At 41.4% G+C, this 20,205-nt stretch carries 23 protein-coding genes; 11 read left to right on the top strand and 12 right to left on the bottom strand.

What is annotated here, in order from left to right:
* Positions 1–74: 74 nt before the first annotated feature.
* The 7 genes from QM873_RS03220 to QM873_RS03190 form a co-directional block, all read right to left on the bottom strand.
* Positions 75–413 carry an ATP cone domain-containing protein gene (locus QM873_RS03220; RefSeq protein WP_006597242.1) on the bottom strand — a complete coding sequence of 113 codons (339 nt, stop codon included), beginning with the start codon at positions 411–413 and terminating at the stop codon, positions 75–77.
* Positions 414–484: 71 nt separating this feature from the next.
* Positions 485–1,420 carry a 4-hydroxy-tetrahydrodipicolinate synthase gene (dapA, locus tag QM873_RS03215; protein ID WP_048715961.1) on the bottom strand — a complete coding sequence of 312 codons (936 nt, stop codon included), beginning with the start codon at positions 1,418–1,420 and terminating at the stop codon, positions 485–487.
* Between the two features lie 89 nt (positions 1,421–1,509).
* Positions 1,510–2,586 carry an aspartate-semialdehyde dehydrogenase gene (locus tag QM873_RS03210; protein WP_048715959.1) on the bottom strand — a complete coding sequence of 359 codons (1,077 nt, stop codon included), beginning with the start codon at positions 2,584–2,586 and terminating at the stop codon, positions 1,510–1,512.
* A 158-nt stretch (positions 2,587–2,744) separates the two neighbouring features.
* Positions 2,745–3,299 carry a LemA family protein gene (locus QM873_RS03205; protein WP_048715957.1) on the bottom strand — a complete coding sequence of 185 codons (555 nt, stop codon included), beginning with the start codon at positions 3,297–3,299 and terminating at the stop codon, positions 2,745–2,747.
* A gap of 2 nt (positions 3,300–3,301) precedes the next feature.
* Positions 3,302–4,189 carry a DUF3137 domain-containing protein gene (locus QM873_RS03200; protein WP_229102040.1) on the bottom strand — a complete coding sequence of 296 codons (888 nt, stop codon included), beginning with the start codon at positions 4,187–4,189 and terminating at the stop codon, positions 3,302–3,304.
* A 483-nt stretch (positions 4,190–4,672) separates the two neighbouring features.
* The gene (locus tag QM873_RS03195) at positions 4,673–5,185 is read right to left on the bottom strand and encodes a GNAT family N-acetyltransferase (RefSeq protein WP_048715955.1); all 513 of its coding nucleotides are present in this window, start codon (positions 5,183–5,185) and stop codon (positions 4,673–4,675) included.
* 79 nt (positions 5,186–5,264) lie between these two features.
* Positions 5,265–6,935, bottom strand: a complete 1,671-nt coding sequence (locus tag QM873_RS03190; protein WP_048788993.1) for a formate--tetrahydrofolate ligase — start codon at positions 6,933–6,935, stop codon at positions 5,265–5,267.
* A 267-nt stretch (positions 6,936–7,202) separates the two neighbouring features.
* Between QM873_RS03190 and QM873_RS03185 the strand changes: the two genes are divergently transcribed.
* From QM873_RS03185 to QM873_RS03165, 5 genes are all read left to right on the top strand, one after another.
* On the top strand, positions 7,203–7,889 hold the full coding sequence (locus QM873_RS03185) for a phosphopantothenate--cysteine ligase (RefSeq protein WP_048715952.1): 687 nt from the start codon (positions 7,203–7,205) through the stop codon (positions 7,887–7,889).
* Positions 7,890–7,894: 5 nt separating this feature from the next.
* Entirely contained in the window at positions 7,895–8,434 is a 540-nt protein-coding gene (gene coaC / locus QM873_RS03180; protein WP_048715950.1) for a phosphopantothenoylcysteine decarboxylase, read from the top strand.
* Positions 8,431–8,991 (top strand): ECF transporter S component, encoded by a 561-nt coding sequence (locus QM873_RS03175; RefSeq protein ID WP_129269106.1) that lies wholly within the window; start codon positions 8,431–8,433, stop codon positions 8,989–8,991. Before coaC ends, QM873_RS03175 begins: the two co-directional genes overlap by 4 nt.
* Positions 8,992–9,227: 236 nt before the next feature.
* The gene (locus QM873_RS03170) at positions 9,228–10,946 is read left to right on the top strand and encodes a phospho-sugar mutase (protein ID WP_414278786.1); all 1,719 of its coding nucleotides are present in this window, start codon (positions 9,228–9,230) and stop codon (positions 10,944–10,946) included.
* 109 nt (positions 10,947–11,055) lie between these two features.
* Positions 11,056–11,403 carry a thioredoxin domain-containing protein gene (locus QM873_RS03165; RefSeq protein WP_048715945.1) on the top strand — a complete coding sequence of 116 codons (348 nt, stop codon included), beginning with the start codon at positions 11,056–11,058 and terminating at the stop codon, positions 11,401–11,403.
* A 27-nt stretch (positions 11,404–11,430) separates the two neighbouring features.
* On the opposite strand, the gene mutY is transcribed toward QM873_RS03165, so the two are convergent.
* The 5 genes from mutY to QM873_RS03140 all read right to left on the bottom strand — a co-directional run bounded on the left by mutY (position 11,431) and on the right by QM873_RS03140 (position 16,033).
* Entirely contained in the window at positions 11,431–12,585 is a 1,155-nt protein-coding gene (mutY, locus tag QM873_RS03160; protein ID WP_048715943.1) for an A/G-specific adenine glycosylase, read from the bottom strand.
* A gap of 91 nt (positions 12,586–12,676) precedes the next feature.
* On the bottom strand, positions 12,677–13,651 hold the full coding sequence (gene pta, locus QM873_RS03155) for a phosphate acetyltransferase (protein WP_023023173.1): 975 nt from the start codon (positions 13,649–13,651) through the stop codon (positions 12,677–12,679).
* Positions 13,652–13,672: 21 nt separating this feature from the next.
* Complete coding sequence (locus tag QM873_RS03150) at positions 13,673–14,563, bottom strand: RluA family pseudouridine synthase (RefSeq protein WP_414278785.1); 891 nt, start codon at positions 14,561–14,563, stop codon at positions 13,673–13,675.
* On the bottom strand, positions 14,560–15,378 hold the full coding sequence (locus tag QM873_RS03145) for an NAD kinase (protein WP_281281320.1): 819 nt from the start codon (positions 15,376–15,378) through the stop codon (positions 14,560–14,562). The genes QM873_RS03150 and QM873_RS03145 overlap by 4 nt, the downstream gene beginning before the upstream one ends.
* On the bottom strand, positions 15,362–16,033 hold the full coding sequence (locus QM873_RS03140; RefSeq protein ID WP_048690012.1) for a GTP pyrophosphokinase: 672 nt from the start codon (positions 16,031–16,033) through the stop codon (positions 15,362–15,364). Before QM873_RS03140 ends, QM873_RS03145 begins: the two co-directional genes overlap by 17 nt.
* 95 nt (positions 16,034–16,128) lie before the next feature.
* Here QM873_RS03140 and QM873_RS03135 point away from each other — a divergent pair, with 95 nt between their 5' ends.
* The 6 genes from QM873_RS03135 (at position 16,129) to QM873_RS03110 (ending at position 20,161) form a co-directional block, all read left to right on the top strand.
* Positions 16,129–16,695 (top strand): CYTH domain-containing protein, encoded by a 567-nt coding sequence (locus QM873_RS03135; RefSeq protein WP_414278784.1) that lies wholly within the window; start codon positions 16,129–16,131, stop codon positions 16,693–16,695.
* A 62-nt stretch (positions 16,696–16,757) separates the two neighbouring features.
* Positions 16,758–17,714 (top strand): ribose-phosphate diphosphokinase, encoded by a 957-nt coding sequence (locus tag QM873_RS03130; RefSeq protein ID WP_023023163.1) that lies wholly within the window; start codon positions 16,758–16,760, stop codon positions 17,712–17,714.
* A 9-nt stretch (positions 17,715–17,723) separates the two neighbouring features.
* Positions 17,724–18,851 carry a cysteine desulfurase family protein gene (locus QM873_RS03125; RefSeq protein WP_023023161.1) on the top strand — a complete coding sequence of 376 codons (1,128 nt, stop codon included), beginning with the start codon at positions 17,724–17,726 and terminating at the stop codon, positions 18,849–18,851.
* The gene (locus QM873_RS03120) at positions 18,841–19,188 is read left to right on the top strand and encodes a DUF1831 domain-containing protein (protein WP_129822080.1); all 348 of its coding nucleotides are present in this window, start codon (positions 18,841–18,843) and stop codon (positions 19,186–19,188) included. The genes QM873_RS03125 and QM873_RS03120 overlap by 11 nt, the downstream gene beginning before the upstream one ends.
* Positions 19,188–19,424 (top strand): DUF4649 family protein, encoded by a 237-nt coding sequence (locus QM873_RS03115; RefSeq protein WP_048715932.1) that lies wholly within the window; start codon positions 19,188–19,190, stop codon positions 19,422–19,424. Before QM873_RS03120 ends, QM873_RS03115 begins: the two co-directional genes overlap by 1 nt.
* Before the next feature lie 92 nt (positions 19,425–19,516).
* Complete coding sequence (locus QM873_RS03110) at positions 19,517–20,161, top strand: redox-sensing transcriptional repressor Rex (RefSeq protein WP_154852809.1); 645 nt, start codon at positions 19,517–19,519, stop codon at positions 20,159–20,161.
* Positions 20,162–20,205: the final 44 nt, after the last annotated feature.

Genomic DNA, 20,205 nt, shown 5'->3' with positions numbered 1-20,205 from the left:
AGTATTTTCTTTTAAAACTGCTCCCCATTTTTTCTTAAAAAAACGAAGCTACACCCGTAACTTCGTTTCTTATTTTAGCGAATTTGCTCAAAGTGCAAGTGAACAGCGATGTGGTCTCCATAGCCACTTCGTTCCAAATCGCGTTGCAAACGATAAGAAATATAGTGTTCAGCAATGGTAATATAACCAGCACCAAGTAAACGGTGCTCAACCATTGATTGGATCATGCTGATTGTGGCACGTTCCACTTTCGCTTCTTCCAAATCCATCACAACTTTTTTAGTCACTTGCGCCAAGTTTTGGCGAAGATCATCGGTCAAGACATAGACTGTTTGTGCTGCCTTCAAAACAGCTTGATAGATTTTATCTGGATCAAATTCTACAACTTCACCACTACGTTTAATGACTTCCATCTTATTCTCCTTGATCATCAATATACTTCTATTATCTAAATAAATAGGGGATTTGTCAAGAATCTAAAACGTCAATAATCCGGACGAAGAACTCCCGTAATGATTTCTTTGGTCGCGTGGTAATCCCCATCCACTACAACCTTGATAATGCGCTTCGCTTCCTCAGCAGGAGCTGGCACTAATGGCAAACGAGTTGGCCCTGCTTCAAAGCCCATATAGTTCAAGACTGCTTTAACTGGAGCTGGACTTGGATAAGAGAAGAGAGCATTGACTTTCGGGATAAATTGGCGCTGAATGGCCGCCGCTTTTTTAATATCATTATTTTCAATGGCTAGGAACATTTCGTGCATTTCATCCCCATTGGTATGAGATGCTACTGAAATCACCCCATCTGCCCCAAGGTTCATGGCATGGAAAGCATCTCCATCCTCTCCCGTATAAATGAGGAACTCCTCTGGCTTGTGCTCAATTAAATAAGCCATATTGGCAAGGGTTGTACACTCTTTTACCCCGATGATATTTGGATGTTCTGCCAAACGAAGCATGGTTTCTGGTGTCATTTCGACAACCACGCGCCCAGGAATGTTATAGATTATGATTGGCAAGTTAGAAGCGTCTGCAATAGCCTTAAAATGCTGGTACATACCTTCTTGAGAAGGTTTGTTGTAATAAGGGACAATCGCTAATCCGGCAGCAAAACCACCAAATTGGTCGACTTCTTTTACAAACTCAATCGAGTCGCGAGTTTCATTGGTCCCGACACCAGCAATCAAAGGAACCCGTCCGTTGACTACCTTTTGCACCGCTGCAAAAAGTTCTAATTCTTCATCGTGTGTTAGAGTTGGACTTTCAGCTGTGGTACCAGCTAAAAGAATCCCATCTGTGTGATGAGCCAAAAGATGTTCAATAAGCGGAGGAATAGCCTCAAAATTAATCGAACCATCTTCATGGAAGGGAGTGATAAAGGCAGTGATCATTCTACAATTTTTTAAATCTTGATAAGACATACATACTCCTTCTTGAGACAACCATAGGGAAGAGGGACAGCACCAAAAGTTGATAGCTGTCCCCTATTACAATTTATTTAGTTAATGAATCATTTCAACTCAAACTTCAACTCAGCTGTTGGGCGCACGAGTCCACGTTCATGAAGGGTTTCTGCAATTTGAACTGAGTTCCAAGCAGCTCCTTTAAGAAGGTTATCAGAAACCACCCACATATGAATCCCTTTTTCAGCATCCAAGTCTTTACGGATACGACCAACAAAGGTATCGCGAGAACCAACCGCATTGATAGCTTGTGGGTATACTTGATGAGCCACATCATCTTCCAACACTGCTCCTGGGAAGGCAGCAATAGCAGCTTTTACTTCTTCGATTGGTGCTACTTCTTTGGTCTCAATGTAAACTGACTCTGAGTGAGCTGACAAGACTGGAATACGTACACATGTTGCTGATACGGCAATGCTATCGTCTTCCATGATTTTCTTAGTTTCGTTCGTCATCTTCATTTCTTCATATGTGTAGTCATTATCAGTGAAGACGTCAATTTGAGGAAGGGCGTTAAAGGCGATTGGATAATGTTTCTTATCGCCACCTGAAGGTAAGATTTCCGCGTGCAAATCACGTGGATCCACTCCATCATTCAATACTTCACGCAATTCACGTTGGGTTTCAAGAATGGCTCCCATACCAGCACCAGAGACAGCTTGGTAAGTAGACACGATGATACGGTCCAAGCCCCATTTCTGACGAACAGGCTCAAGAGCTACCATCATTTGAATGGTTGAACAGTTAGGACAGGCGATGATTCCGTTATGGGCATCAAGCGCATGTGCATTTACTTCAGGAACAACCAATGGTACATCTGGATTTTGACGGAAGTAAGAAGTGTTATCTACTACGACCGCACCAGCTTTAACAGCATATGGTGCATATTTAGCTGAAGTTGATCCTCCAGCTGAGAAGAGAGCGATATCTACTCCTGCAAAAGCCTCTTCAGTTGTTTCTTCAATGGTCACGTCTTGCCCTTTGAATTGCAAGACCTTCCCTGCTGAACGCGCAGATGCAAGGTAGCGAATCTTATCAATTGGAAGACTTGATTCTTCCAGCATTTTGATCATTTGTGCACCAACGGCACCTGTAGCACCGACAACAGCAACTGTATATCCCATAATAAAACCTCTTTCGGAATTTTCTAAAAATTTGTGAATTTTATCTATTATACTATTTTTCCCTACAAATGAAAAGTGTATTTTACACTTATAAAAACAAAATAATCCCGATCTAAGACCGGGATAGTTTCTAGATATCGAATAGCTTTTATTGAAAATTAATGGATTTCATAATCCAAATCATTCAAATTCTTCTTGCCTTGAGTATCTTCCAATAAAAATGGCACCTGTTGCATCCCTTTGATACCCGCCACTAGTGAAGTTGGGAAGGTTACTATTGCTTGGTTGATTTGGCTAATATTACTATTAACAATACGTTTAGAAGCTGCCAAATCTTCATTTTCGTCTGCAATTTCTTTTTGCAAGGCCAAGAATTGGTTAGAAGATAAGAGATCTGGATAATTCTCACCTACTGCTCGGATTTGTGCCAAGACATCATTTTGATTGGCAATAACTTGGTTGGATTCTTGGATAGAGGCACCTTGACGAAGGGCTACTAATTCGGTAAAGACTTTCTCTTCATGTTTGGCGTAGGCCTTAGCTGCCTTCAACATTTCAGAAATGGTATCGTAGCGTTTGACAAGAATTATATCAACCGTTCTCTTTGCTTCTTCAATCATGACCTGATAACGATTCAAGCGATTGCTTTCACCGATAAACCACATAACAATGACAAGAGCAAAAACGACGATGGCAATAAATAATCCTAACATAGTTATTCTCCTTTAAATATATTGGTTAATTCATCAATGAGATCAATCTCCCTACAGAGTTTTTGATACTCTGCAGCAATCGAAAGACTTTCGATTGCATCTTTTCTATTCGGTGTTGGGAAAAGGTAGCGGTTAGTATATAAGGAAATATAGAGTGTATCTTGTACTAAATACACACACATAGCATTTTGAGAAATTTGCTGATCAAACCATTCTAGGATCTTGGGTTTTAAGAATTTTCGAGCAGCCAGTTCATCTGTACAATAGATATTGTAATTTTCATTGTTTCGGATATCTTCTGTTTCAATTTGAACTTCATTAGGTCCAGCACCCGGATAGGCACCTTTTAGTTCTCTTTTTAAAAACAAAGATTTCTTGGTTGGAACAACTCTCAAGTGCCCTGGAAATGAGATAGGAGCTTTTAAAGAAAAAATCTGACCAGCAAAATCTTCAACTTCTTCTCTGACCGTATGAGTTTCCCCACTTGAGTCTCTCTTTGTTCGCGTCTCAATATGATAAGCATAGAGATTGGCTACTACGAGATTCTTTTCATCATGGAAAGACAATTGATGAAAGAGATCAAACTTAGTCGATCTCGGACTAATGACCTGCAGGACATTCATTGGGTAGTCAGCTGTCAGAGTTAGCTCCGCTTGAGGAAAAACTTCTTTCAGGATGGGACAAAGAAAATCTGTAATATAAATCTCTTCATTGGATCGAACCTGATCTCCGAATAAGGCTTTTCGTTTTTTGTATGCCGGTAAATAATAAAACACCACTACAAGAAGAATGATAACAATCGCTGCTCGCCATCTAACAAGTTGGAAGGAGAGAAAAGCTAGAATACCACCAAGAATAGTGGCGTTTCTCCAATGAAGATTATTCTTCATTTGTTACTTCATAATGAGCAACTTAGCCTGATATTGTTCTAATTTTTCCAGTTCACTGATACGTTGAAACGTTTCTTGTGACCACTTGTTGTTTGGACTGTTTTGATCATACACTATAACCATCTCCTTTCAAACACAAATGAATCCATTTATTTACATCATTATATCACCGGTAGTCATAAGAGGCAAACAAATTTATGTATTTGCTTACTATGAATTTTTACAAAAAAAATCCCTTACCACATGGTAAGGGATTCGAGGCATCTTTCGATGAGAACAGCAGGTTCACACAACTGTTCAAGGTCCGCTCCTGCGTTACAATTAAATGTAGACCTCCTCAGCGCAAAAGGCTCCTAAGAGCCAATCGACTCATCGCATAAACTTAGTGTACCATGAACGGCCCAAAAAAGTCAAGAGGCTCGTTCTAGACTTCCTTTTAAATAACTTAAAAGAAATTGAGCAAAGCTAAGCTCCTTCTAATTTTTACATTAGGGGCTTCACAGGCCCTTCGATCGTCTTTTGCATCCAGACAATATCATGCCATTGATCAAATTTATAGCCAATTTTAGGAAAATGAGCAACTTTCACATAGCCACGTTTCTCATGGAGGGCGATACTAGCTGGATTTGGCAGGGCAATGCAAGCTAAGAAACGTAAATAACCACGCGCCTCCAACTCCGACTCTAATGCCTCATACAATCGAGAACCCAGACCTTGCCCACGACGATCTTGATCCACATAGACGGATACTTCCACCGCCCAATCATATGCTGATCGATCATAATAGCTTGAGGCATAGGCATAAGCAAGGACTTGACCGTCTACTTCTGCTACTAAATAGGGAAAACGTTGAAGGATCTTTTCGATACGCCCTTCAAATTCCTCAATGGTCGGAACCTGGTATTCAAAAGTGATGGCTGTTTTCTCAACATAGGGAGCATAAATCCTGACAAGTTCAGGAGCATCTTCAAGGGTGACTGGTCGTATCTTCAGCATGGTCTTCTCGCTTTCTATTTCTCTATTATACCCCAAAAGCACAAAAATAGAGGTTGTCCGCCAACCTCTATATATTTTATTAGAACAATCCTAAAGCAGTCCCATCTTCTGCTACATCCATGTTCAAAGCAGCAGGACGTTTTGGTAATCCAGGCATAGTCATCACTTCACCTGTCAAAGCAACAATGAAGCCTGCACCAGTCTTAGGTACCAATTCGCGAATGGTAATGTCAAAACCAGACGGCGCCCCGAGGAGACTTGGATCATCTGAGAAACTATATTGGGTCTTAGCCATACAAACTGGCAACTTGTCCCAGCCATTTTTCACGATTTGAGCAATCTGAGTTTTGGCTTTCTTCTCAAAGACAACATTGTCGGCCCGGTAAATTTCTTGGGCAATCTTAGTGATCTTTTCTTCAACAGAAAGGTCATTATCATAAAGACGAGTGTAGTTGGCTGGACTTGTTTCAAGTGTCTCCACTACTGTTTCTGCTAGGGCCAATCCTCCATCAGCACCATCAGCCCAAACGCTCGCCAATTCAACAGGAACTTGAATAGAAGCACAGAGTTCTTTCAGAGCTGCAATTTCAGCTTCTGTATCTGTGACAAATTCATTAATAGCCACTACTACAGGAACTCCAAATTTACGCATATTTTCTACGTGGCGCTCCAAGTTCGCAAAACCTGAACGAACAGCTTCTACATTTTCTTCAGAAAGAGCATCTTTGGCAACTCCACCATTCATCTTCAAAGCACGAATCGTTGCGACAATCACCACTGCAGATGGGCTAACAGGAAGATTTGGTGTTTTGATATCCAAGAATTTTTCAGCTCCCAAATCCGCGCCAAAACCTGCTTCTGTCACTACGTAATCGGCTAAACGAAGAGCGGTTGAGGTAGCTAAAACAGAATTACATCCATGGGCAATATTAGCAAAAGGTCCACCATGAACAAAGGCTGGCGTTCCATAGATGGTTTGGACCAAGTTTGGCTTGATCGCATCTTTCAGAATCAAGGCAAGCGCCCCTTCTACTTCTAAATCGCGGACATAAACTGGACTACGATCATAACGGTAACCAATCACAATATTGGCCAAACGACGTTTCAAGTCTTCAATATCTGTCGCCAAGCAAAGGATGGCCATAATCTCAGAAGCAACGGTGATATCAAATCCGTCTTCACGAGGAATCCCATTGAGCGGTCCACCAAGACCGACCGATACGTGACGCAAAGCACGGTCATTCAAGTCCACTACCCGTTTCCAGATAATCCGACGTTGGTCAATGCCTAGCTCATTTCCTTGATGCAAATGATTGTCGATCAAAGCTGAAAGTGCATTATTTGCTGTTGTAATGGCATGCATGTCACCCGTGAAATGAAGGTTGATGTCTTCCATTGGTAGAACTTGTGCATAACCTCCACCTGCTGCTCCCCCTTTAATCCCCATAACAGGACCTAAAGAAGGTTCGCGAATGGCAATCATGGTTTGTTTGCCAATTTTATTTAAAGCATCTGCTAAACCAATGGTGATGGTAGACTTTCCTTCCCCTGCTGGAGTCGGGTTAATGGCGGTTACCAAGATGAGCTTTCCTGGTTCTTCCTTCTGAACGGCTTGGATCTTGTCAAAGGTTAATTTTGCCTTGTACTTTCCATAGAGTTCTAGGTCATCGAAGTGAATACCCAATTTCTCTACCACATCTGTGATTGGTTTCAATTCAATACTTTGTGCAATCTCGATATCTGTCTTCATCTGAATCTCCTCACTATTTAATAATCCTATTATACAGAAATTTCACAAGGATATATATTTTAAATCTCAAACTTTTCTCATTCGTTCGGTTTTTGCTTAGTAACTCTGCTTTTTCAGCCTTTATTCCAATTTCTTATACCCCTCTATATGAAATAACTATGAGTCCCTTCGTCGTCTACTCTACCGCCTTTGTATCCCCTTGACCAACAATCGCAAGAGCCGTGTTCTTGGCTTTACTAAAATATAAAATTCTTGTAAAATAAGCCTATGAATATTTTGATTACTTCCGGTGGGACGAGTGAAAAGATTGATCAGGTTCGTTCGATTACCAACCATTCCACTGGTCAACTTGGAAAAATCATTTCCAAACGTTTTTTAGAGGCAGGTTTTTCTGTGACTCTGGTGACAACTCCAACTGCGGTTCAGCCTAAAGAACATCCTCATTTAAGAAAGATATTTATCAAAGATGTCGCTGAACTTCAAACAGTCCTTGAAAAAGAAACTCCAACTCACCAGGTGCTCATCCATGCTATGGCTGTCTCTGACTACAGCCCTGTCTATATGTCAGGTTTCCAGGCTGTCAAAGAAGCTAGCAATTTAGAGCATTTTCTTCATCAAACCAACCAGGAATCGAAAATTTCTTCAGAGGAAGATTACCAAGTTCTCTTTTTAAAGAAAAATCCTAAGTTGATTTCCTTAGTAAAAACATGGAATCCAGACATTCGCTTGATCGGCTTTAAACTGCTGGTTGGTGTAGCACAGGATCAACTCCTAGCCGTTGCTCGTGCAAGTCTCGAAAAAAATCAGGCAGAAATGATTGTTGCCAATGACTTAAGCGAAATTCAAGACGGAAAACATCGAGCTTACTTAGTTACGAAAGATGCTACTCAAATAGCCGAAACGAAATTGGATATTGCTCAAAAAATTTATCATCACATTAGGAACAAAGGATAAAACCTATGGCGAATATACTACTGGCTGTAACTGGGAGCATTTCTGCCTACAAGGCAGCAGACCTCACCAGTCAACTGACCAAGCTCGGTCACCAGGTAAAGATTCTTATGACTCCTGCAGCTACAGCTTTTATTACCCCTCTAACACTTCAGGTCCTCTCCAAACAAGCTGTCCTGGTAGAGGTCATGACAGAAGACGATCCAAAACAAATCCAACATATTGACTTGGGGAAAGAGGCTGATCTTTTTCTAGTCGCTCCTGCAAGTGCCAATACCATTGCAAAACTTGCCATAGGGCTAGCGGATAATATGGTGACGAGCACAGCTCTAGCCTTGCCTCAAGGAACTAAAAAAATCCTAGCCCCCGCTATGAATACGAAAATGCTGGAACACCCAGCTACCCAACGAAATCTAAAACTTTTACAAGACTACGGCTATCAGATTATTCAACCTCGCCATGCTACTCTGGCTTGTGGCGATCAAGGGTCTGGAGCTTTAGCTTCTATCGAAACCATTCTAACTACTATACAGGAGTCACTTTCATGAAAAAATCTTCATCCATTTCACGCATTGCTATATTTTTCGCGGTAATGATTACCATCCATTTTACAACTTCCTTCATCTTACATTTTGTACCATCAGGTATTCAGCCAACCTTGGTTCATATTCCTGTTGTGATCGCGTCTATCATTTACGGGCCACGAATCGGAGCTACCTTAGGATTGCTTATGGGACTATTTAGTTTAACGATGAATACCCTTGTTTTAACACCTGCAAGCCACCTCTTTAGTCCCTTTGTACCAAACGGAAACTTCTATTCCCTCCTTATTGCAATAGTTCCACGTATCTTGATCGGAATAACACCTTACTATATCTATCAATTAATGCGCAATCGTACCGGGTTAATAACAGCCGGCATTGTCGGATCCATGACCAATACCGTTTTTGTTTTAAGTGGGATTTACTTCTTTTTTGGTAGTCAATTCAAAGGTGGAATCAACGATTTTCTAGCCTTGATTGTGTCTACAAACTCACTTATCGAAGTTATTGCAACGGTTCTGATCACTAGTGCCGTTGTCCCAGCCCTTGAAAAAATAAAATAAACAGTTGAGTAGGGCTATAAAAGCTGATGAAATCAGCGTAGTAGAGCCCACTCGAAAACTGCGTCTTGCTCGACAATCCAAAGACAATTGAGAGGCTAGGACTTTTGTCCCAGCCTCTTTTTTTCTATCCAAAATTCCCCCTTTATTTTTGAAAAGATTTACAATTATCGCTAGAATTTTCTGAAAAAATTTGCTATAATGTAAGCGATTAGTTTATAGAAATAAGGAGTTGCACTATGACTTACCAAGAAAACTACCAAAAATGGGTTGATTTCTCAGATCTTCCAGACTATCTTCGTCGTGATTTGGAAAGCATGGATGAAAAAACAAAGGAAGATGCCTTTTACACAAACCTTGAATTCGGTACTGCTGGTATGCGTGGTTTGATTGGTGCTGGTACAAACCGCATTAATATCTACGTTGTTCGCCAAGCAACTGAAGGTTTGGCTCGTTTGATCGAATCAAAAGGTGGAAACGAAAAAGAACGTGGTGTAGCCATCGCTTATGATAGCCGTCACTTCTCTCCAGAATTTGCCTTTGAATCAGCAGCCGTTCTTGCAAAACACGGTATTAAATCCTATGTCTTTGAAAGTCTCCGTCCAACTCCAGAACTTTCATTTGCTGTTCGTCACCTAAACTGTTTCGCAGGGATCATGATTACTGCTAGCCACAACCCTGCTCCGTTTAACGGATACAAGGTTTACGGTGAAGATGGTGGTCAAATGCCTCCACACGACGCGGACGCTTTGACAACCTACATCCGTGCCATCGACAATCCATTCGCTGTAGAAGTTGCGGATGTTGAAGCTGAAAAAGCATCTGGTTTGATTGAAGTCATCGGTGAAGCTGTCGATACTGAATACCTCAAAGAAGTAAAAGACGTTAACATCAACCCAGCCTTGATTGAAGAGTTTGGCAAAGACATGAAGATTGTCTACACTCCTCTTCACGGTACTGGTGAAATGTTGGCTCGTCGTGCTCTTGCTCAAGCAGGATTTGACTCTGTTCAAGTCGTTGAAGCTCAAGCAACTCCAGACCCTGACTTCTCAACTGTAAAATCACCAAACCCAGAAAGCCAAGCAGCCTTTGCTCTTGCAGAAGAACTTGGTCGCCAAGTAGGAGCTGATGTTCTTGTGGCAACTGACCCTGACGCTGACCGTGTCGGTGTTGAAGTCCTTCAAAAAGACGGTAGCTACCTTAACCTTTCAGGTAACCAAATCGGTGCTATCATGGCTAAGTACATCTTGGAAGCTCACAAAAATGCTGGCACTCTTCCAGAAAATGCAGCCCTTTGCAAATCTATCGTATCAACTGACTTGGTAACGAAGATTGCTGAAAGCTACGGCGCAACTATGTTTAACGTCTTGACTGGTTTCAAATTCATCGCTGAAAAGATTCAAGAATTCGAAGAAAAACACAATCACACTTACATGATGGGATTTGAAGAAAGCTTCGGTTACTTGATTAAACCATTCGTACGTGATAAAGATGCGATTCAAGCTGTCCTTGTCGTTGCTGAGCTTGCTGCTTACTACCGCTCTCGTGGTTTGACACTTGCTGACGGTATCGAAGAAATCTACAAAGAGTACGGCTACTATGCTGAAAAGACAATCTCTGTTACACTTTCTGGTGTTGACGGTGCTGAGCAAATCAAAGCGATTATGGCGAAATTCCGTGAAAACGGGCCAAAAGAATTTAACTCAACAGAAGTTTCAATCACTGAAGACTTCAAAGCACAAACATCTACTGCTGCTGATGGCACTGTAACAACCTTGACAACTCCTCCAAGTGATGTATTGAAATACACACTTGCTGATGGTTCTTGGATTGCCGTTCGCCCTTCAGGTACAGAACCAAAAATTAAGTTCTACATTGCCGTTGTTGGTGAAAGCAACGAAGATTCTCAAGCTAAAATTGCTAACATCGAAGCTGAAATCAATGCCTTTGTAAAATAAGAAACCACAAAAGATGAGATCAACCAATCTCATCTTTTTTTCGTATCAAAATACAGCATTTTTTCGCCCTTTATGGCATACTAGATTTATAAGAAAGCGAGGTAATCTCATGGAACAATTTTTAGAAGATATTAAAGATCTTGAAGTAACCACTGTTGCGCGTGCGCAAGAAGCCATCGACCAAAAAGAAACAGCAACCTTCTTTATTGGACGCAAGACTTGCCCATATTGCCGAAAGTTCGCTGCTAAATTAGCAACTGTAGTAGCCGAAACTAAAGCTCATATCTACTTCATTAATAGTGAAGAACCAAGTCAACTGGATGCTTTGCAAGTCTTCCGCTCTACCTATGGCATTCCAACTGTTCCTGGATTTTTACATGTCGAAGCCGGTGAAGTTACCGTTCGCTGCGACTCATCCATGTCAGAAGAAGAAATCAAAGCATTCGCTCATCTATAAAAAAAATAGCTAGAGATTATTCTCTAGCTATTTTTCATTTTCTGTAAAAGTCGTCCAAATCTTCTGCTGGGGTTTGGCAAAAGGAAAGGCCGAAAATTCTTCCGGTTTTAACCAAATAGTTGATTCACTGGTTGCTTGTTCTCCTTCTTTTACCAATCCGTACCGAAGTTGAACCTGCCACTTGCGGTGCGAAAAGACATGCTGGACCATGGGATAAGTTCTCTCTTGCCAATCAATGACTAAGTCATAGTCCTGTTCAAAGGAGAGAATCTCTAGATTGCTCTCTGCTTGTTCCTTCTCATCCAGTAGAGACAATTGGCCCAGGTTCTCAGATAGACTATCCACTTCAATCAAGGGAAAATGCCAGAAGCCTGACAAGAGTCCCTCTCGCTCATTTTTTTCCAGCAGGTAGCGCTCTTGACTATCCTTTATAATAAAGGCTGTTAAATAAACGGGTACTGGTTTCTTCTTTGGAGCCTTGATGGGATAGCGATCCATGGTCCCATGCTGATAGGCCGCGCTAAACTCTTTTACAGGACTCTCTTCGGGCCGTGGATTGACTGGTGATTCAATATCTGAGCCCAGATCCATCAAAGCCTGATTGAAATCACCCGGACGCTCTGGATCGATCAAGACTTCCATCATGGCTTGAAAAATCTTACGATTAGTCGGAACTCCGATATCGTAGTCAACCTCAAACAAACGAGCTAAAACCCGCATGACATTGCCATCCACTGCTGGCTCTGGCAAGCCAAAAGCAATACTGGCAATGGCACCAGCTGTATAAGGTCCAATTCCCTTGAGTTTAGAGATAGCCTCATAGCTTGATGGGAAAACACCCCCATGGTCCTCCATGATTTGCTGGGCAGCTTTCTGCATGTTGCGGACCCTCGAGTAATAGCCCAAGCCCTCCCAAGCTTTTAAGAGCTTTTCTTCAGGGGCTTGAGCTAAATCCGCAATGGTCGGAAACCAATCCAAAAAACGCTCATAATAAGGAATAACCGTATCGACACGTGTCTGCTGGAGCATAATCTCTGAAATCCATATTTTATAAGGATCCTGCGTCCGTCTCCAGGGGAGATCCCGTTTATTGGCATCATACCAGGCTAATAACTTTTCTCGGAAAGAGGCAATTTTTTCCTCCTCCCACATGATAATCCCGTAATCTTTTAAATCCATCATATTCCTAGTATACCATAGAATGACTTCTACTTTAGAGATTCTGACTCTACCATAAAAAGGCCTAGGAAATCCCTAAGCCTTTCAATCATTCTTATTGTTCCACAGCTTGAGCTGCTGTGATCAAGGTCAATTTGTAAACGTCATCTGCATTACATCCGCGAGAAAGGTCGTTAACTGGTTTGTTCAACCCTTGCAAAACTGGTCCTACTGCAGCAAAGCCACCGAGACGTTCTGCCATCTTGTACCCAATGTTACCAGCCTCAATACCTGGGAAGATAAAGACATTAGCTTGTCCTGCCACCTTGCTTCCTGGAGCTTTCAATGCTGCTGTTTCTGGTACAAAGGCAGCGTCAAATTGCAATTCCCCATCAATTTCAAGGTCTGGACGAAGTTCATGAGCGATTTTTGTTGCTTCCACAACTTTATCAACACTTTCACCGAAACCAGAACCTTTGGTTGAATAGCTCAACATGGCGATTTTCGGATCGATGCCAAACATCTTGGCTGTGATAGCAGAGTTGATGGCAATTTCAGCCAAACCTTCAGCATCTGGATTGATGTTAATCGCACAGTCTCCAAACAAGTAACGTTCAGAACCACGAACCATGAGGAAGGCACCTGAAGTGCGTTTGACATTTGGACGAGTTTTGATAATTTGAAGGGCTGGACGAACAGTTGCAGCTGTTGAGTGAATCGCACCTGAAACCATACCATCAACGATTCCCAGATGTACCAACATAACACCAAAGTAGTTGACATCGTCTTGCAAAATTTGACGTGCTTCTTCTTCTGTCATTTTACCCTTCCGACGTTCTACCAAGGAAGCTACCATCTCATCAAAGCCTGCGTAAGAATGCGGGTCGATAACTTCGTATCCTTCCAAAACTCCTTCAATTTCAAGGTAAATACGAATCTTATCTGGATTACCAAGCAAGACAGGTGTAACGTCTGTTTCTTTTACAATCCGTTTTGCTGCTTGCAGAATACGAGGCTCTTCCCCTTCTGGTAACACAATACGAGCATTCTTACCAACGAGGTTGGTTTTGAGGCTTTCAAAAACTTCCATGAGTTTCTCCTTTGAAAAAAATTAAATATTTGATAACTGTTTTAAGACTCGGCTAAAATCATCTGGCAGAGAGCTTTCAATTCGGAGCTCCTCTTCCAAAAAAGGATGATAGAAAGCCAAGGAATGGCAATGCAAGGCTTGTCGAAGAATCCCATCTTCTAACGAACCTCCATAGAGGTCATCTCCCAAAAGTGGAAAACCAATATGAGAAAAATGAACGCGAATCTGATGGGTCCGGCCTGTATGCAACTGGATATCCACCAGATGAATATCACCGAAAGACTGAACAATTTGGTAGCTGGTATGAGCATACTTGCCACCTTTTGCTACCTTTCGGGTAATAATGGAGTCTTCATCACGCGCAATGGGAGCAATGATATCCCCTTTACTTTCCAACTCCCCCTTACCCTTTACCAATGCAAAGTAACGTTTTTGAATGGTCTTAGCCTGAAGTTGTTTATCTAAGCGAGCATGGGCATAGCCATGTTTGGCAAAAAGCATGATCCCACTGGTATCCTTGTCTAAACGGGTGACAATATGAACGAGCTGATTTTCATACTGATTGCGAACATAGTAACCCTTGACAAAGTTCGCAATGGTATTGGAATGAAGGGAGCTAGGAATGGATGCCACTCCTGCTGGTTTGTTGATAACCAAGAAATGATCGTCTTCGTACAAGATTTCCAAATCACGATCAATGGCTTCCAAGGCTTCATAACCTTCCTCAGAGGGAATATCAATCGTTACCTTGTCTCCGATATCCAGAAGATAAATGGCATTTTGTTCGACGCCATTGACTAAAATCTGACCTCCAGAAAACTTGATCTTGGCCAATAAGCCTTTTGAAACCTGATGTTTCTTCAGAAAGGTTTTAACCTTGACATGTTCATCTGCAATAAATTCGAACCTCATTCGTCAATATCTCCGATAAAGGCATCCTTGACCCGATTCCAGAAACTGGTATGGCTTGGGCTCGCTACGAAATTGATCTTGTGGTTATCAATCTGGTACTCGATATGGGCGATATTTCGATAGGAATAGGTTGAATTATCGACAGAGAGAATGTGAAAACCTGGCCGGCTAGGCGTGATTTCAATCTTATCTTTTTTGGGAACAATAATCGAAGACCCCAAAGTTCGATAGACACGATTATTCAGACTAGCGATTTCAGCAATCTGAAGCGCTTCGATCGTCGGGTGAAGCACAGCTCCTCCCAAAGATTTGTTATAAGCTGTGCTACCTGTAGGGGTCGAAACCGTAATGCCATCCCCTCTGAATCGCTCAAAATGAACGCCATTGATGGTTAAATCAGCCACCATGGTTCGATCGCTGCGTTTGATTGTCGCTTCGTTAAGAGCTCGCATAATCTTCGTATCCCCATTATCAAAGGTCACTTTGACATTAAGGATTGGGTAAGATACCTTGGCACCTGTATCGAACTTGAGATTTTCTACCAACTTGTCAATCTCATCATCTAAATAGTCCGTATAAAATCCAAGATGACCCGTATGCACTCCAACAAAACGAACCCGATCTAATTGACTCTCGTACTTATGAAAAGCCGAGAGCAACATACCATCCCCACCGATAGAGATCACGATATCCGGATGCTTCTCAGTTAAGATAAAATTATTCTTTTTTAATTTATAACGAAGTTGTTGAAAAACCTCTTCGCTCTGGCGTTTTCGATTCCGAATAATCGAAACCTTTTTACCTGTAGTCCTCATCTGTATCATCACTATTTCCGACGCCATCGTTTAATTTACGATGCATTGGATCAAAAAGAGCTTGCGCCTCCTGAATGGCATCACGAATGGCACCCATTTCCTCATCGAGTTGATAAGCCAAATTCGCGGTGACTTCAAGACGCTTCTTAATCTCGTCCGGAAAATCTCCTTTATATTTGTAATTTAATGAGTGTTCAATGGTGGCCCAGAAATTCATAGACAAAGTACGAATCTGAATCTCTGCCAAAATCGTTTCATAGCCATTAATGGTATCTACTGGATACTCTACCACTACATGATAGCTTCGATACCCACTTGATTTCTTGTGACGAATATAGTCTCGTTCTTGAACCACGCGCATATCCTGACGCTTCCGCAAGACTTCTAGGACTTCGTCTACGTCATCTACAAATTGAACCATGATCCTCAGACCAGCAATATCTTGCATATCTTGAGCCAGGTTCTCTTCAGATATACTTCTGCGTTCCATCTTTTCGAGAATACTCTCAATCGGCTTCACACGACCGGTCACAAACTCGATTGGGGAATGCTTTTGTTGTTTGCGATACTGCTTTCTTATCCCACGAAGTTTAATCTTCAACTCCCCAACTGCTTGGATATAGGGATCTAAAAAATTTTCCCAATCAATCGCCATTGAATCACCTTGTCATCTCAAAGTTTTTTGTATAAAATAAACACATCTATTATTATATCATAAAGAGCTTGCAAACGAAAGAAAAGGACGTAGCTATGAATCATTTAGAAATTGAATTTAAAACCTTACTAACCAAAGAAGAGTACCATTCTCTAGAAGACTTTTTCAAGGACCAACCTCCTATCCGACAAACCAATCACTATATTGACACGCCCGACCAAGCTATCCGGAATCATCGGATGGCCTTGCGAATTCGTACCTTAGCTGATCGGGCTGAGCTAACCCTTAAAGTACCGCAAGATGCGGGACATTTTGAATACAATCAAGCCCTTACTTTTGAACAAGTAGAAGCCTTTCTCTCCAAGAAGAAACTCCCTCAAGGTGAGATTGCCAGCTTTCTCACTGCTTTAGACATTCCTCTAACTTCCTTAGATGTCTGGGGTAGTCTGGAAACAGAGAGACGTGAGAAAAGAATCCCTAAAGGTTTATTAGCCTTTGACCGTAGTCGTTATAATTCTATTGAGGACTATGAGTTGGAAATGGAGGTAGATGCTGCCTCAGATGAAACTTATTTTCACGAATTTCTCAAGGAAAAACAAATTGAATATAAGCCAGCAAAAAGTAAAGTGGCCAGATTGGCTCAAAGTTTGCTAAAAAGCTGAAATTACTGAATTTTTTTGCTAAAATAAGACTAGACAAAAATATCTAAATGAGGATCAAATACATGTCAGAAAAAAACAATATGAAGCTCTTCGCACTCAACTCCAACCAAGAAATTGCACAAAAAATTTCGGAAGTTGCTGGCATCCCACTCGGAAAGCTTTCTTCACGTCAATTCTCAGATGGTGAAATCCAAATTAATATCGAAGAAAGTGTGCGTGGATATGATATTTACATCATCCAATCTACTAGCTTCCCAGTGAACAATCACTTAATGGAATTGTTAATCATGGTAGATGCTTGCCAACGAGCAAGTGCCCATACCGTAAACGTGGTCCTTCCATACTTTGGGTATGCTCGTCAAGACCGCACTGCTGCTCCTCGCGAACCAATTACAGCAAAATTAGTTGCCAACATGCTTGTCAAGGCAGGGGTAGACCGTGTTGTAACCCTCGATCTTCATGCGGTTCAAGTACAAGGCTTCTTCGATATCCCAGTAGACAACTTGTTCACGATTCCTCTATTTGCTGATCACTATATCAAACAAGGTTTAACCGGTTCAGATGTAGTGGTTGTCAGCCCTAAAAATTCTGGAGTGAAACGCGCACGCAATCTTGCAGAATATCTAGATGCCCCAATTGCTATCATCGACTACGCCCAAGACGACTCTAGCCGTGACGAGGGCTACATCATCGGGGATGTTAAAGGTAAAAAAGCAATCCTGATCGATGATATTTTGAATACAGGAAAAACCTTCTCTGAGGCTGCAAAAATTGTTCAACGCGACGGCGCTACTGAGATTTATGCCGTTTCTAGTCACGGACTTTTCGTTAAGGGAGCTGCAGAATTACTAGACCAAGCACCGATTAAAGAAATTTTGGTTACAGACTCTGTAGCAACCAAAGAGCAAAAACCCCAAAATGTAAAATACATTACTGCAAGCGAATTGATTGGAGATGCCCTTGTTCGTATCCAAGAGCGTAAACCTGTTAGTCCACTCTTTGCATACCACAAGAAATAAGGTGATGGCGTGATTTATTTTGACAATGCAGCAACAACTCCTCTAAGCCCTGGAGTAATCAAGGTGATGACAGAAACGATGGAATCCAGTTTCGGAAATCCATCCAGTCTCCACTCCCACGGTCGCCAAGCAAAAAAGATTCTTAGAGATGCTAGGGAATGCGTTGCATCTTGTTTAAAAACCTCTAGTCAACAAATTACCTTCACTTCTGGGGGAACCGAAAGCAATAACACTGTTATAAAGGGCTACTGTCTCAAACACAGACAGAAAGGCAAGCATATTATCACCACGGCTATCGAACACCATGCCGTTCTGGAACCGATTGAGTATTTGGTCCAAGAATATGGATTTGAAGTAACCATCATTCAACCAGTAGATCAAAAAATTCGACCTGAAGATATTCGAGCTGCACTTCGTCCCGATACAATTTTAGTATCCACCATGTATGCCAACAACGAAACGGGTGATCTCTTGCCTATCAAGGCAATTTCTGACCTTTTAAAAGACCATCCTGCTGCTTTTCATGTTGATGCTGTTCAAGCCGTTGGTAAACTTGCTGTAGCCCCTGAAGAGCTAGGAGTTGATTTTCTAACCGCATCGGCCCATAAATTTCACGGGCCTAAGGGAGTTGGTCTTCTCTATGCTAAAAAGCCTGACTTCTTCAATCTCTTACACGGGGGTGACCAAGAAGACAAACGTCGAGCTAGCACAGAGAACTTGATTTCAATTGCTGGAATGGCTCAAGCCCTTAAAGAAGCAACTGATCAGTTAGACGCAAATTATCAGTACATTCAGAGCTTATCTGATCGTATCCTAACTGGCCTAGAAGATTTAGATTTCTATCTGAATAGCACAGACTCCAAACTTCCTCATGTCTTAAATATCGGCTTTCCAGGTATCAGCAATGATATCTTACTGCTTCGTTTAGACATGGCAGGGATTTCAGTCTCAACCGGCTCTGCTTGTACAGCAGGAACTGTTCAACCAAGCCACGTTCTTGCAGCTTATTATGGCGAAGATTCTCATCGATTGAAGGAATCTATTCGCATTAGTTTATCCGAATTCAATACGACTGCTGAAGTCGATACTTTTATAACAACTATTCACAAAATTTTAGGAGAATTACATGGCATTTGAAACATCTGTCTCATTACCAAACTGCGATTACACATACGCAATCCATCCAAATATTAAAAAATATACCCTACGCGACAATACCTTTGCACAAACAAAGGTTGGAAACTACGAATTAAATCGTTTGTTAGAAGCTATTCCAAATAGTGGAGATGGCTTTAAGTTAAAAATTATCATCAATAAGGATTTAACAGGATTTAAAATTAACATTACTGACAAGTCAGGCCTTCGTTTGGTAAATATTTTTAAAAACCCAGAAAACAAGATTATCCAACAAAAATTCTACTTCCTCATGGACAGTTTAGTTGAACGTGAAATCTTTGAAAGGATTGAAAACTAATGACCAATGGTCCTGTAGTCCTCACCTATTTGGATGCATACCAAAAAGAACGTCAGGTTAGCTACGATAACATCGATCACTGTCTATTAGCCTTCTCAGGCTGTGTGACCATTCCAGATTCCTATCAGGTTGTTTCTGTTACCTACAAGGAGCATACCTTACCTTTCACTGGAAAAATCGGTGACTTTTATCGCTATCTGATTCAGTTCGATCAGAGTTTAAGAAATTCCAATTAACAAAGAAAACACCATTTTGGTGTTTTTTTAGTAGAAGATAGTTGCTTTTTTCACAAACTTTTTATAAAATAGATTTGAAAGGTTGTGATATTGTGAAACAAGATAAGACTAATCCAATTCCTCGTGCTACTGCCAAACGACTCTCCTTGTATTACCGCATTTTTAAACGCTTTAATGCAGAGAAAATCGAGCGAGCAAATTCAAAACAGATTGCTGAAGCCATCGGGATTGATTCCGCAACTGTTCGTCGAGACTTCTCCTACTTTGGAGAGCTTGGACGACGTGGTTTTGGTTATGATGTCAAAAAGTTAATGAACTTCTTTGCCGATCTCTTGAATGATAACTCCATCACCAATGTTGCTATCGTCGGGATTGGAAATATGGGGAGTGCCCTTCTTCACTATCGCTTCCATGAGCGAAATAAAATGAAAATTGTCATGGCATTTGATACGGATGATCATGAGTTAGTCGGCACTAAAAGTAAAGATGGTATTCCGATTCACGGCATCTCCTCACTAAAAGAAAAACTTGAGGGAAAAGAGATTCAAACAGCTATTTTAACCGTTCCAAGTGTAAAATCTCAAGAAGTTGCAGATTTACTAGTTGAAGCTGGTATCAAGGGAATCCTTAGCTTTTCTCCAGTCCACTTAACAGTTCCAAAAGATGTGGTAGTCCAATATGTCGACCTAACCAGTGAACTGCAAACCCTTCTCTACTTTATGCGCAAGAATTCATGATAAGCAAAGAGGCTGGGACAAAAGTCCTAGCCTCTCAATTGTCT

This window comes from Streptococcus australis (assembly GCF_047463015.1).
Taxonomy (GTDB): domain Bacteria; phylum Bacillota; class Bacilli; order Lactobacillales; family Streptococcaceae; genus Streptococcus; species Streptococcus australis_F.
The sequence above is the reverse complement of the archived record's forward strand: the minus strand, read 5'-3'. Positions and strand labels throughout refer to the sequence as shown.

Coding starts and splice junctions, on each gene's coding strand:
- QM873_RS03220 (WP_006597242.1), bottom strand. CDS start 413: ATGGAAGTCATTAAACGTAGTGGTGAAGTTGTAGAATTTGATCCAGAT.
- dapA (WP_048715961.1), bottom strand. CDS start 1,420: ATGTCTTATCAAGATTTAAAAAATTGTAGAATGATCACTGCCTTTATC.
- QM873_RS03210 (WP_048715959.1), bottom strand. CDS start 2,586: ATGGGATATACAGTTGCTGTTGTCGGTGCTACAGGTGCCGTTGGTGCA.
- QM873_RS03205 (WP_048715957.1), bottom strand. CDS start 3,299: ATGTTAGGATTATTTATTGCCATCGTCGTTTTTGCTCTTGTCATTGTT.
- QM873_RS03200 (WP_229102040.1), bottom strand. CDS start 4,189: ATGAAGAATAATCTTCATTGGAGAAACGCCACTATTCTTGGTGGTATT.
- QM873_RS03195 (WP_048715955.1), bottom strand. CDS start 5,185: ATGCTGAAGATACGACCAGTCACCCTTGAAGATGCTCCTGAACTTGTC.
- QM873_RS03190 (WP_048788993.1), bottom strand. CDS start 6,935: ATGAAGACAGATATCGAGATTGCACAAAGTATTGAATTGAAACCAATC.
- QM873_RS03185 (WP_048715952.1), top strand. CDS start 7,203: ATGAATATTTTGATTACTTCCGGTGGGACGAGTGAAAAGATTGATCAG.
- coaC (WP_048715950.1), top strand. CDS start 7,895: ATGGCGAATATACTACTGGCTGTAACTGGGAGCATTTCTGCCTACAAG.
- QM873_RS03175 (WP_129269106.1), top strand. CDS start 8,431: ATGAAAAAATCTTCATCCATTTCACGCATTGCTATATTTTTCGCGGTA.
- QM873_RS03170 (WP_414278786.1), top strand. CDS start 9,228: ATGACTTACCAAGAAAACTACCAAAAATGGGTTGATTTCTCAGATCTT.
- QM873_RS03165 (WP_048715945.1), top strand. CDS start 11,056: ATGGAACAATTTTTAGAAGATATTAAAGATCTTGAAGTAACCACTGTT.
- mutY (WP_048715943.1), bottom strand. CDS start 12,585: ATGATGGATTTAAAAGATTACGGGATTATCATGTGGGAGGAGGAAAAA.
- pta (WP_023023173.1), bottom strand. CDS start 13,651: ATGGAAGTTTTTGAAAGCCTCAAAACCAACCTCGTTGGTAAGAATGCT.
- QM873_RS03150 (WP_414278785.1), bottom strand. CDS start 14,563: ATGAGGTTCGAATTTATTGCAGATGAACATGTCAAGGTTAAAACCTTT.
- QM873_RS03145 (WP_281281320.1), bottom strand. CDS start 15,378: ATGAGGACTACAGGTAAAAAGGTTTCGATTATTCGGAATCGAAAACGC.
- QM873_RS03140 (WP_048690012.1), bottom strand. CDS start 16,033: ATGGCGATTGATTGGGAAAATTTTTTAGATCCCTATATCCAAGCAGTT.
- QM873_RS03135 (WP_414278784.1), top strand. CDS start 16,129: ATGAATCATTTAGAAATTGAATTTAAAACCTTACTAACCAAAGAAGAG.
- QM873_RS03130 (WP_023023163.1), top strand. CDS start 16,758: ATGTCAGAAAAAAACAATATGAAGCTCTTCGCACTCAACTCCAACCAA.
- QM873_RS03120 (WP_129822080.1), top strand. CDS start 18,841: ATGGCATTTGAAACATCTGTCTCATTACCAAACTGCGATTACACATAC.
- QM873_RS03115 (WP_048715932.1), top strand. CDS start 19,188: ATGACCAATGGTCCTGTAGTCCTCACCTATTTGGATGCATACCAAAAA.